Origin of the sequence: Schaalia odontolytica, from assembly GCF_002847525.1 — a bacterium.
Taxonomy (GTDB): Bacteria; Actinomycetota; Actinomycetes; order Actinomycetales; family Actinomycetaceae; genus Pauljensenia; species Pauljensenia odontolytica_B.
In genome coordinates, this window is the sequence record NZ_PKKM01000006.1 from 99,656 (window position 1) to 111,660 (window position 12,005).

The following is a 12,005-nucleotide window of genomic DNA, read 5'->3' on the forward strand; positions in this document are numbered from 1 at the left end:
CATTGATTGGAATAGGTAAACGCTGGAGGGGCGAGCCATTGGCTCGCCCCTCCAGCGTTACGTCAGTGTCGTCGACTCAGATCGCGCGCGCAACCTTGTCGGACTTCAGGCACTTGGTGCAGACGTTCAGGCGCTTGGGCGTCCCATTGACCAGGGCGCGAACGCGCTGAATGTTCGGATTCCACCGGCGGTTGGTGCGAACGTGCGAGTGCGACACGCTCTTGCCGAAGCCGGGTCCCTTACCGCACACGTCACAAACGGCAGCCACGATGTTCTCCTCGGTATGTCTTCCAGTTCAGTCTTTGGTTCCCCACGGTCGCGGGGAACGCATCCTCCGGTGCTTGAACCGAAGGCAACCATGACAGAATAGCGGATGATGCGCGCTTTCAACAAGTCGCACGGGTGATCGGTCGTGTCAGGTCGCACACAGCAACCGTCGCGGGGACAATGGGACGGGGCAGGAAAGGGGAGTCATGGAGCTCAATGCTGCGGTCATTATCGAGGCGTGCCGCGCCGGTGCCGAGGAAGCGGCGAGGCTTGCGCCTTTCCTGGATGACCTGGATGGATGGGATGGCGCCGACTGTGATACGGGGACGAACGCTGCGGCCACGATGGCTGCCCTCGCCGCGGCGATGGACTCCCTCGAACCCCGTGCCCACCTGCGCGTGGCGCTTGAGGCCGGTGTTGAGACGATCATCCGTCGAGGCCTTGGGCACAGCGGCCTTGCGCTCGGTGCGCTGTTTGAAGCGTGGGCTGGTGCCCTCGGGGACGAGCACAGGGTGACTCCTCTCGTGGCGCGCCGCATGCTGGCGGCATCCCTGACGCCCGTTGCCTCGTCTATCGAGTGGTCGGACGCCCTCGTTGAAATGCTCGGCGGTGCCGTTCGCGAGCTTCACGAGATGGGCGATACGCTCCCCGAGGTCGAGGATGTGTTTTCGCGCTTTTCGTCCCAGGCGCAGATCGGGCTCGTGGAGGCGACGAATGAGGCGACGGGGCGCATCGACCCGGGTGGTGCTTTCATTGCCCTGGTCCTCGCGTGCATCGATGCTGCCATGCGCGACGACGCCGGAATCTTGCAGTCCTTCACAGCGATGCTTGCCGACCTGGCCGAGCGTCACTCGCGAGCCCCTGAGGCTGCCTCGCCTCCGCCCGGACGCGACTTCACGGTCGACATCATCGTGGAAGGAACCGAGGAAGACCTGCGCGCGCTGCTCGCCCGCCTCGGTGGCCTGGGAGCGCGCCTGTCCTACGTGGGTCGTGTTGACCTGTTCGGGATGGGGGAGTGGCGCCTGCACGTGGACACCTCTGCCCCGCTGGCCGCACACCCCACCTCCGGGCAGGTCGTGCGCTTCCAGGTCTGCGACGCGCGCCCGGACGCGCAGATTGGCATCGACGAGCTGGCCGACGAGGGCCTGAGCCACCGCGGCGTGCGCCTCCTGCAGCGTCGCCCGATGCGGCGTGTCGAGCGTGCGCGCGTCATCGCGTGCACGCGTGCCCCCGGCCTGGTCGAAGACCTCGCTCGTGCCGGAGCCGTCGTCTTTCTGAACCTGAACTCCAGCGATGCCGCCGGCATTGTCTCCGCGGCCAGTTCGCGCACAGGGGTGACGCTCGTGGCTCCCTGCGACGAGGCCAGTGCCGCCCTGGTCGGTACAGTTGCCTCCGTTCTTCCTGCTTCCGCGCCTGGTGTACCCGCAATTCTGCGGGCGGCCAGTAATGATGACCTCGGTGTCCTCGCGGTTGCTCGTGCCTGTGCCCCGCTCTTCGTTCCGCAGCCCGGTGGCATCGCGGCCGCCCCGACGCTTGCACGGATGCTGCGCGACGGCGCCCACGATGCCCTCTCCGCGTGGACGAGCGCCCCGCTGCCGTTGGACGGTGACCCCGAAGGGATCGCCGAGGCTCTGGCCGAGGCCGCGCGTGGGGGAGGACAGTCGTGGCGCCTGCTGGTCTCGCGTGACGATGACGGTCCCTACACGGTGGCGACGGTGCGTCAGCTGCTGTCCACGCGTGATGCGTCGTCTTCGATCGACCTGGAGACATGGGACGGCGGACAGAGCGGGGCAAGCCTCGTGGCCGGGTGCTCGTCGTGAGCGCGCTCGATGTTCCCCTGTCCCTGCGCCTGCCCAAGAAGACCGCGAAAGCGCTCGAGGGCGCTGGCGTTGCGACGGTCGGCGACCTGCTCATGGTGGCGCCTCGCAGGTACTACCACTGGGGTCGGCTCACGCCCCTGTCCTCCCTGTGTGAGGGCGAAGACGTCACGATCCTCGCCGAGGTTGCCTCCGCTCACCTGATTGCAAACCGTTCCGGATCGGGTGTACGCCTGGAGGTCACCCTCACCGACGGCCTTCAGTTCCTGTCCGCGACGTTTTTTGCCAAAAACCAGTACAAGCTCGCGCCGATTGAGAGGATCTTGACTCCGGGCCAGTCCTTTCTTTTCGCAGGTAAGGTGGGGGCCTACCGCGGCAAACTGCAGCTCACTCACCCGTCCTTCGAGGGAGTTGACGGGGAAGACATCGAGCGCATCGCCTCGCGCCCCATTCCGATCTACCCAGCGACCGGGTCCCTGGCATCGTGGGCGATCGCCCGCGCGGTTGGTATGGTTCTCGACCAGCTCGATGACAGCGATGTTCCCGACGCGGTTCCCGCGCAGGTGCGCGAACGCGTTCGCATCCCGGCACACGCTCAGTGCCTGCGTCGTCTGCATCAGCCCGAGACGGACGAGGACTACCAGCAGGCCCGCCGTGCCCTGGCCTTCACGGAAGCATTTGTGCTTCAGGTGGGGCTTGCGATGCGCCGACGCGGAGCGCGCGCGACCCCGGCGGTCGCCTCCCCTCACAGCTCTCCGCTCCTGGACCGTTTCCGCGATTCCCTGCCCTTCCAGCTCACCGACTCTCAGAAGGATGCTGTCGCACAGATCGGCGCCGACCTCGAGCGCGAGATCCCGATGCAGCGCCTCCTACAAGGAGATGTCGGCTCGGGGAAGACAGTCGTCGCGCTCATGTCTTTCCTGCAGGTCGTCGCAGCCGGCCATCAGGGCGCACTCGTCGCCCCGACCGAGGTGCTCGCTGAGCAGCATACGGCCTCCCTGCGTGCCCTTCTCGCCCCACTGGGGGAGGAGGCTCCCGACGTGCGTCTCCTGACGGGGTCAACCACCCCGGCGGCCCGCCGCGAGATTCAAATGGCCATGAATTCCGCCGAGCCACTCATCGTTGTCGGCACGCACGCCCTGTTCCAAGAATCTGTGCGTTTCGCCGACCTTACCCTGGTCGTCGTCGACGAACAGCATCGCTTCGGCGTCGAGCAACGCGCCGCCCTGCGCCGCGCTCGTGAAGATGGCCGCGGCGTCCACGAGCTGGTCATGACGGCGACTCCGATCCCGCGCACGATCGCGATGACGGTGTTTGGTGACCTGGATGAGACGCGTATGAGCGGCATGCCCAAGGGACGCACGCCCGTGGCCACCTACCTCGCCGACGCCGCAAACGCCGCGTGGGTGGAGCGCACATGGGCGCGAGCCGCCGAGGAAATCGCTCAGGGGCGGCGCGTCTACGTCGTCTGCCCGCGCATCGACGCCAGTGACGATGTGAGCGACGCCGACGAAGAGCACGCGCGACCGCTGGCCTCCGTCGAAGAAGTCGCCGCCTACCTGCGCGGGCACCACGCGCTCGCGGGCGTGGCCATTCATGAGCTGACAGGACGCACGCCCGCGCCCGTGAAAGCACAGATCATGGAGGACTTTTCTGCCGGGCGTGCTCCGCTTCTCGTCGCCACGACCGTCATCGAGGTCGGCGTCGATGTCTCCGAAGCGACCCTCATGGTGATCCTCGACGCTCAGCAATTCGGTCTCGCGCAGCTTCATCAGCTGCGCGGCCGCGTCGGGCGCTCCGACCTTCCCTCCCTGTGCATCGCCATGCATCGACACGAACTCACCGAGTCGGGGCTCGCGCGGCTGCAGGCCTTCGCGCAGACGACAGACGGTTTCGAGCTGGCCGAGGCCGATCTGCGCCTGCGTAAGGAAGGCGACGTGCTCGGCGCGGGACAGTCGGGCAAAGCCACGCACCTGCGCTTCCTCTCCGTTCGTCGCGACGAGTCCCTCATTCGCTCGGCGAAGGAGGAAGCCGATGCTCTCCTCGACGCCGATCCAATGCTCGAGTGTCATCCGGAGCTGGCGCGTGCCCTGCGCGGGGCATCCGAAGGTCAGGTCGAGTGGATGCAACGCTCGTGAGGCGTGCCCGGTAGGGTAGAGGCATGACCAGAATCGTCGCAGGTAGCGCCAAGGGGCGTACCCTCGCCGTGCCCAAGTCCGGCACGCGCCCCACGTCCGAGCGCGTGCGCGAGGCACTCTTTTCGCGCCTCGACCACATGAATGTTCTTGATGGGACCACCGTCTTGGACCTGTACGCCGGGACGGGGGCGCTTGGCCTGGAGGCCCTCTCGCGTGGGAGCGCCCACGCAATCCTCGTCGAAAAAGCCGCCGCGGCGGCGCGCGTCGCATCCTCCAACGTCCGCTCAACGGGCCTGCCCGCCCGCGTCGTCACGGCCGATGCCCGCTCGTTCCTGGCCGCGCGCACCGGGGAGGACCTGCGCGGAGACATCGACCTGGTCTTCATCGACCCGCCCTACGACATCGCCGAGGCAGACATGACCGCCGTGCTCTCCCTGCTCGGCCCGTGGCTCAGCCCCGACGCCCTCATCGTCGTCGAACGCTCGACACGCGCTCCCGCCCCGACGTGGCCCCCGTTCCTCGTCCTGGAGGATCATCGCACCTGGGGCGAAACCGTCGCCTACTTCGCCGGTCCGCCCCTGCCCACGAACGAACCCGAGGACGGTGCGGATGCGCTCGCGGATGCCCCGGCCTCGTCGATGAATGAGAATGAGGGGGAGTGATGATCGCGCTGTTCCCCGGTTCTTTTGACCCCTTCACGAACGGGCACCTCGATGTTGCGCAGCGCGTGAGCGCCGTCGCTGATCGCCTCATCATCGGCGTCGGAGCGAACCCCGCGAAGCGCGGACTCATCGATCCCGCTGAACGCGTTAGCCTTATTCGCGACGCCACCGCTCACCTGACGGGCGTTGACGTGGTCCTGCTGCAGGGCGCCACGATGGACGAGGCCTCCCGCCTTGGTGCAACCCTCATCGTCAAGGGCGTGCGCTCGGCGACCGACCTCGACTACGAGGCGCCCCAGGCCTTCTTCAACGACGAGGTCGGCGGCATCGATACGTGGTGGATCCCCACCCGTCCCGCCCTCGCGCACGTCTCGTCGAGTGCTATCCGTGAGTTATTAGGTCTCAAAAAGGATATTTCTCGGTATGTCCCTCCAGCAGTTGAGCGATATCTGACCGACAATAGAAGCTGAATCATGCCCGGTGGAACGCAGGAGGCAGCCATGGCTGACACGACCGACAACCAGACTCAGGACGAGTGGAACGAGGAAACCGTCTACGGTCCCTCCACGGTGATCGCCGCCCTCGATCAGATCGAGGACCTCGTCGAGTCCTCGCGTACCGTCCCCCTGTCGGCCTCGATCATGATCAACAAGGCCGAGCTGCTCGACCTGCTGGATCAGGCTCGCGAGGCTCTACCGGAAGACCTCGTCGCCGCCGACGCCGTCGTGGCCGATGCTGACGCCGTCCTGGGCCGCGCGGACTCGGCCGCCGAGACCCGCATTGCCGAGGCGAACTCGCGCGCGTCCTCCACCCTCGACCAGGCCAACGAGCGCGCCGCGCAGATCCTGGCCGATGCGGAGGAAGAAGCGGAGCGCACGCGTTCGCGCGCCGAGGATGAGGCGACCGCTCTGATCTCTCAGGCACGTTCGGATGCCGAGGCCACGATCGCCGATGCAAACGCACAGGCTGCGCGCATCGTCTCCACCGAGAATATCGTGCGCATGGCTGAGGACCGCGCGCGTGAGATCGTCTCCGAGGCGAAGCGATCGGCAGCTTCGCTGCGCGAGGGCGCCGACGACTACGTTGCGAACTCCCTCGATGAGCTCGCCCACCTCATCTCCGATCTGGCGCGCCGCACGGACGCTGGCCGTCGCACGATTGCCGAGCGTCGCGGCGTCGACGTCACCGATGTGGACCTGACCAATGAGTGACAAGACGCTGGTTCTGTCCCTGGCGCGCCTGCCCCGCGCACTCGGGTCCACCCTGCACGAGGATCTCGTGTGGGCGACTCCCGATGACCTGGGGACTCCCTCCATGTCTGCCGTTCCGGGCGTTCCGCTGGACATCTCCGTGGATATGACCAGTGTCGAGGACGGTGTTCTCGTTCAGCTGGCCACCTCCGTCGACCTCGTCGGAGAGTGCGTGCGCTGCCTCGACGAGGTGCGCGACCATCACGATGTCGCAAGCGCCGAAGTCTACTTCGAACCCGGTGCCCCCGCCCTGACTCCCACGGACGATGAGGATGAGGAAGTAGACGACCTGTTCGTCATCGGTGAGCGCGACACGATCTCCATCGAGACCCAGCTGCGCGACGCCATCGTCCCCCTCGTTGATCCCCGCCCGCTGTGCGCGCCCGACTGCGCGGGCCTGTGCGACGTGTGCGGCGAGAAGTGGGCAGACCTGCCCGAGGACCACGACCACTTTGTCGTTGATCCGCGCCTGGCTTCTCTGGCGTCCCTGCTGGGGGAGGACTCCGAGTCGGGGCGTTCCTGATGGGCCGTTCCAAGCACCTGCCGGTACCGCCGCGCACGGACACCGATGCCCTCGTGGAAGCATGGGGGACTCGCATCGATGCCCCGCTCCTGCAGCTCGCTCTCGTGCATCGTTCCTACGCGAACGAGGCCGGCGGGATCGCCAACAACGAACGCCTCGAATTCCTGGGTGATTCGGTGCTGTCGATCGTCATCGCGGAAAAGCTCTATGAGCAGTACCCCGACGTCGCCGAGTCGGACCTGTCGCGCATGCGCGCAGCCACCGTCTCGCAGCAACCCCTCGCTGCGGCGGCCCGACGCATTGGCTTGGGTGACTTCGTCTTCCTCGGTAAAGGCGAATCGATGCACGGTGGGCGCGATAAGGATTCCATCCTGTCCGACACCTTTGAAGCGTTGATCGGCGCGACCTACCTGACCAGTGGCCTGGAAGAGGCACGCCGCGTCATCCTCGAGCGCCTGAGCTTCCTGCTCGTGGATGCCCCCTCGCGCGGGCAGCACCAGGACTGGAAGACGATCCTCATCGAGTACGCGCAGGCGCATGGCCTGGGCGAGGTCTCCTACGAGGTGGAGGGTGAGGGGCCGGATCACCAGCGTGTCTTCACGGCGCAAGCCTTCGTCTCCGAGCGTTCGGATGCGATCGGTTCCGGACAGGCCTCGTCGAAGAAGCACGCGGAGAACGCGGCCGCGCAGGATGCGATGAGCCGCCTGTCTCCGGGGCAGTAAACAGTAGTAACCGAGGGCGTTCGCCCTCCTGACCGTTAGAATCAGACACGTGAGTGAAAATACCGCTGCGCGTACGCGCGTCATGATCGTCGACGATCACGAGATCGTCCGACGCGGCATTGCTGAGATCGTTGATCGAGACGAGGCCCTCGAGGTTGTCGCTGAGGCTGGGTCCGTTGCGGACGCGGTGCGTCGCGCCGACCTCGTGCGCCCCGATGTCATCCTCGTTGACCTGCAGTTGCCCGACGGCACGGGTATCGACATCATGAACCGTCTGCGCTCCTCTCATCCGCAGATCCTCCCGGTTGTCCTGACGTCGTTTGATGATGACGAGGCCCTGGCTGAGTCCCTCGAGGCTGGTGCGCGTGCGTACATCCTCAAGACTGTGCGCGGAGCGGAGATCACGGACGTCATCAAGGCGGTTGCAGATGGCCGCGTCCTACTGGACGAGCGTACGCTCACGCGTCGGCGCGTCGATCATGAGGATCCGACGGCTGATCTGACGCCCTCGGAGCGAAAGGTCCTGGACCTGATTGGTGATGGCCTCTCGAACCGTGAGATCGGTGAGAAGCTCGGTGTCGCGGAGAAGACCGTGAAGAACCACATCACGTCGCTGCTGTCCAAGATGGGCCTGCAGCGTCGCACGCAGGTCGCCGCCTGGGTCGCTGGGCAGAGGGCTGCCGCGTGGCGTAACTGAGCCAATGCCTCGTCCCTGCGGGGAGTGAGGATGACAAGCGGGTCGGATCATCCGGCCCGCTTGTCGTATGTCCGCGCGGAGGGAAGCTTGAATTGTATAGCCGTTCTAGTTTCGAACTAAACAGGGGAATCACTGATTTGTGAGAAAGCTACTATCAAACTGATTCATGGGAAAGCTCTGTGGGGTAACGTTCGCCTCATCCTCACCGTTGAGGACGGACACTGTCGTCCACCATTACCCCTTGAAAGGACACCCCGTGAACCTCAAGCGAATGCTTGCCGGTTGTGCGGTCGCTACGGCATTGGTGCTCGCACCCATGAGCGCCCCCACCTTTGCCGACGCGCCACCAGCGCCCACCGGCGTCCCCGCAGCGGTCCCACTGAGCTCCACCCCCAAGATCGCCAAGTGGCAAGAACTCCAGTACGGCATGTTCATGCACTTCGGCGTCTACTCCGTCTACGGCGGCTACTACAACGGCCACCGCCAGGGCATGGGCTACCCCGAGCAGATCAAGGCCTGGGAGAACATCCCCACCGACGACTACCTGCTCAAGGCCAAGGACCTGGCTGCAAACTTCGACGCCTCCGCCATCTGCAAGACGGTCCACGACTCGGGTATGAAGTACCTGATGATCACGTCGAAGCACCACGACGGCTTCGCCATGTGGGACACGAAGACGACCGACTATAACATCGTCAAGCAGTCCAACTACGGCAAGGACCCGATGAAGGAGCTGTCTACCGAGTGCAACAAGCTCGGCGTCAAGCTCGCCTTCTACTTCTCGATCATCGACTGGACCAAGCAGACCCCCGAGCCCTACGGCAACGTCAACCCCATCGATGAAGATCTGATGACGACCGTCATCAAGCCCCAGCTGACCGAGCTCCTCACCAACTACGGCCCGATCGCCGAGCTGTGGTTCGACATGGGCGGCCCCACCGCCGAACAGTCCCAGCGCATGGCCCAGTGGGTCCACGAGCTCCAGCCTGACACGATGGTCAACTCCCGCGTGTGGAACAAGGCCGGCGACTTCGAGGTCGGCGGCGACAACTCGGTGACCACGGACTTCCACATGGGGCCCTGGGAGTCGATTCGCTCGATCTACCCGGCTTGCTGGGGATACTGCTCGTGGGCTAACCGCGACGAAAGCGCGAAGAGCTACAAGGAACGCGAGCTGATCAACAACCTCATCGGCACGGTTGCCTCGGGCGGCCAGTTCGCCTACAACATCGGCCCCAGGGGTGACGGTACGATCGACGCCTTCGACTCCGGAGTCGTCACCGAGGTGGGCCAGTGGATGCAGCGCCATCCCGACGCCATCACGGGAGCCCGCCCGACGTGGTACCCGGCCCCCAACTGGGGCAAGGTCATGACCAAGGGCAACGACCTGTACTTCTTCCCTGAGCTGTGGAGCCCTGGCAAGACGCTGACGCTTCCCAGCGTCGGTGGCCACGTGACCGCTGTGACCGTGGACGGCACCGACCGTTCGCTTGAGTTCACCCAGGATGGAACCACCCTCACGGTGACGATGTCGGGTGAGAACCCGGAGCCGAACCTGCGCCCCGTCGTCAAGGTGACATTCGATAGCGCTCCGACGTACGTGCCCACGCAAACGGTGACCGCCGTTGACGGCGCAACCATCTCCTCGGAGCAGTTCTTCGGACGCGCCTCCGCACTGCGCTACTCCGGCGCACAGGCGTACGACGCCTACCTCGTGAACAAGACGGACAAGGCCATCACCGACCTGACTCTGAAGTTCTCGGGCAACTTCGACGCCTCTACGACCTACAAGATCACCCTTGGGACCACGTCCATTGAGGTGACCGGTGCACAGATCGAGGCCGGAGAAGTCGGCGAGGGACTTACTCTTGAGCCCGGCAAGGTGACGCCCCTGCGTCTCGAGCTGGCACACCCCTCCTACTACGCCAACCCGATCGGTCTGCGCTCCGTGAGCGCAACCCTGCACGTCTACGGCGAGAATGCGGCCACCCAGCCTCCCGTCATCGCCGCGGACCCCTCCTCGGTCTCCGTGCAGGCGGGTGAGAGCGCCACCTTCACTGTCGTCGCCTCGGGCCGACCAGCCGCCACCATCCAGTGGTACCGAGTCCCCAAGGGTGCAAGCGAAGGAACGGCGATTCCGGACGCCACGAACGCCATGTACACCCTGACGACGACGCTCGAGGATGACGGCGCACAGTTCTACGCCGTCGCCACGAATGCCAACGGCTCTACGACCTCTCAGCGCGCGACCCTCACTGTCACCAAGGGCAGCGACAACCTGGCCCTCAACAAGACGGCGTCCATGTCCTCGGTCGGCTGGGGAGGCACCGCCTCACGCGCCGTCGACGGCAACACGGACGGCGTGTGGGACAACGGATCGGTTGCCCACACGGGCAAGCAGGCCAACCCCTGGTGGGAGGTCGACCTCGGCGAGACCCACCCCCTGGGCGTCGTCAACGTCTGGAACCGCTCCTCCTCCGACAACTGCCAGGGAATCTCCTGCGACCAGCGCCTGCACGACTTCTGGGTCGTCGCCTCCACGACGCGACTGTCCGGTAACTTCAACCCGGCGACTGCCGGCGCGGTGGACGGCGTCCACATGATCAAGGTTGACGGAGTCGGAGGTCGTCCGAGCGCGGTCGACTTCGAGGGCTTCGACGCGCGCTTCATCCGCGTCATCCAGCCCACCGAGTTCGGCGAGTTCGCGCTCGCTGAGGTCGAGGCCTTCGCGGCAGCGGCTCCCACGCCGGACCCCGGCGATCAGGAGCCCCCGGTCATCAAGCCCCTCACCGTGACCGCCAACCCCGCGGAGGATGCGCAGATCTCCGGCGATGGTGCCTTCCGCACTGTGACAGCCAAGGAAGGCACGCAGGTTACGATCAAAGCCGAGGCGACCGGCAAGCCCGCCCCGACACTGTTCTGGCAGATCAAGCGCGAGGGATCCGACTCGTGGTCCATCCTGGAAGAGGAAAACGGCCCCGAGCTGACCCTCACCATCGACGGAGAGAACAACGGCTCGGTCATCCGCGTCATGGCCATGAACGAGGCCGGGTTCGCCGAATCGGGTCTCGTGACCCTCGCCCTGGCCGAGGAACCGGCTCCCACCCCGGATCCGACCCCGGACCCCGCGCCCACCCCGGACCCGGCACCCACCCCGGACCCGACTCCCGACCCGGCACCCACCCCGGACCCGACTCCCGACCCGGCACCCGCGCCTGATCACACTGTCGGCACCTGGATGAACGACGGCGCCGGCTGGTGGTGGAAGATCACCTCGGGCGGCTACGCCAAGAACGAGACTCTCACGCTCGGTGGCAACGTCTACCGCTTCGACCAGAACGGCTACATGCTGACGGGCTGGGTGTACTGGGACGGCGCGTGGCGCTACCACAACGGGGCTGGCGCTCAGATGACCGGTTGGGTCAACCTCGGAGGATCCTGGTTCTACCTGACCCCCGAGACCGGTGCGATGGTCACCGGCTGGCAGATGGTGGGAGACAAGTGGTTCTGCTTCGCCTCTAACGGTGTCATGAAGACTGGTTGGCTCTACACGAGCGGTGCGTGGTACTACCTCGATCCGTCTGGCGCGATGCATACCGGTTGGCTCCAGATGGGCTCGCGCTGGTACTTCCTGAGCGACAGTGGAGCTATGACTATCGGATGGAAGCCGATGGGAAGCACCTGGTACTACTTCGATGCCTCGGGCCAGATGGCCACCGGCTGGCAGCAGATCGGCGGCGCCTGGTACTACTTCGGGACCGGAGGCGACATGTACACGGGTGGCCACTGGATTGGCTGGCGCTGGTACACCTTCGGGAGCGACGGCCGGTGGCTGGGGTGATACTCAGCTGAGAACCGGGAGATAGATAGCTCTCGTCACAACGCGGTGGGGGTGGATGTTCCAATTGGAACATCCACCCCCACCGTCA

10 protein-coding genes are annotated in these 12,005 nt (G+C 65.6%); 9 read left to right on the forward strand and 1 reads right to left on the reverse strand.

All coding sequences use genetic code 11. The annotated features are described in order from the left end of the window. Positions 1-76: 76 nt before the first annotated feature. Positions 77-268 (reverse strand): 50S ribosomal protein L28, encoded by a 192-nt coding sequence (gene rpmB / locus CYJ22_RS05470; protein WP_003792657.1) that lies wholly within the window; start codon positions 266-268, stop codon positions 77-79. Between the two features lie 205 nt (positions 269-473). On the opposite strand from rpmB, the gene CYJ22_RS05475 reads away from it, so the two are divergent. The 9 genes from CYJ22_RS05475 (at position 474) to CYJ22_RS05515 (ending at position 11,917) form a co-directional block, all read left to right on the forward strand. Next, positions 474-2,087, forward strand: coding sequence for a DAK2 domain-containing protein (locus tag CYJ22_RS05475; protein ID WP_034496374.1), 1,614 nt, complete (start codon positions 474-476; stop codon positions 2,085-2,087). Further along, complete coding sequence (locus CYJ22_RS05480; protein WP_101601660.1) at positions 2,075-4,222, forward strand: ATP-dependent DNA helicase RecG; 2,148 nt, start codon at positions 2,075-2,077, stop codon at positions 4,220-4,222. Before CYJ22_RS05475 ends, CYJ22_RS05480 begins: the two co-directional genes overlap by 13 nt. A gap of 23 nt (positions 4,223-4,245) precedes the next feature. Further along, positions 4,246-4,884: a 16S rRNA (guanine(966)-N(2))-methyltransferase RsmD gene (rsmD, locus tag CYJ22_RS05485; RefSeq protein WP_101601662.1), complete on the forward strand. Its 639-nt coding sequence runs from the start codon at positions 4,246-4,248 to the stop codon at positions 4,882-4,884. After that, positions 4,884-5,354 (forward strand): pantetheine-phosphate adenylyltransferase, encoded by a 471-nt coding sequence (gene coaD, locus CYJ22_RS05490; protein ID WP_007588345.1) that lies wholly within the window; start codon positions 4,884-4,886, stop codon positions 5,352-5,354. The genes rsmD and coaD overlap by 1 nt, the downstream gene beginning before the upstream one ends. 30 nt (positions 5,355-5,384) lie before the next feature. Beyond that, positions 5,385-6,095, forward strand: coding sequence for a hypothetical protein (locus CYJ22_RS05495; protein ID WP_007588366.1), 711 nt, complete (start codon positions 5,385-5,387; stop codon positions 6,093-6,095). Further along, positions 6,088-6,657 carry a YceD family protein gene (locus CYJ22_RS05500; protein ID WP_007588370.1) on the forward strand — a complete coding sequence of 190 codons (570 nt, stop codon included), beginning with the start codon at positions 6,088-6,090 and terminating at the stop codon, positions 6,655-6,657. The genes CYJ22_RS05495 and CYJ22_RS05500 overlap by 8 nt, the downstream gene beginning before the upstream one ends. Beyond that, positions 6,657-7,379 carry a ribonuclease III gene (gene rnc / locus CYJ22_RS05505; RefSeq protein WP_007588349.1) on the forward strand — a complete coding sequence of 241 codons (723 nt, stop codon included), beginning with the start codon at positions 6,657-6,659 and terminating at the stop codon, positions 7,377-7,379. The genes CYJ22_RS05500 and rnc overlap by 1 nt, the downstream gene beginning before the upstream one ends. A gap of 82 nt (positions 7,380-7,461) precedes the next feature. Further along, a complete protein-coding gene (locus CYJ22_RS05510; RefSeq protein ID WP_034496376.1) occupies positions 7,462-8,076 on the forward strand; it encodes a response regulator in 615 nt (204 codons plus the stop codon). A 256-nt stretch (positions 8,077-8,332) separates the two neighbouring features. Further along, entirely contained in the window at positions 8,333-11,917 is a 3,585-nt protein-coding gene (locus tag CYJ22_RS05515) for an alpha-L-fucosidase (RefSeq protein WP_101601664.1), read from the forward strand. Positions 11,918-12,005: the final 88 nt, after the last annotated feature.

Coding starts and splice junctions, on each gene's coding strand:
- CYJ22_RS05500 (WP_007588370.1), top strand. CDS start 6,088: ATGAGTGACAAGACGCTGGTTCTGTCCCTGGCGCGCCTGCCCCGCGCA.
- CYJ22_RS05510 (WP_034496376.1), top strand. CDS start 7,462: ATGATCGTCGACGATCACGAGATCGTCCGACGCGGCATTGCTGAGATC.
- rnc (WP_007588349.1), top strand. CDS start 6,657: ATGGGCCGTTCCAAGCACCTGCCGGTACCGCCGCGCACGGACACCGAT.
- coaD (WP_007588345.1), top strand. CDS start 4,884: ATGATCGCGCTGTTCCCCGGTTCTTTTGACCCCTTCACGAACGGGCAC.
- CYJ22_RS05475 (WP_034496374.1), top strand. CDS start 474: ATGGAGCTCAATGCTGCGGTCATTATCGAGGCGTGCCGCGCCGGTGCC.
- CYJ22_RS05495 (WP_007588366.1), top strand. CDS start 5,385: ATGGCTGACACGACCGACAACCAGACTCAGGACGAGTGGAACGAGGAA.
- rsmD (WP_101601662.1), top strand. CDS start 4,246: ATGACCAGAATCGTCGCAGGTAGCGCCAAGGGGCGTACCCTCGCCGTG.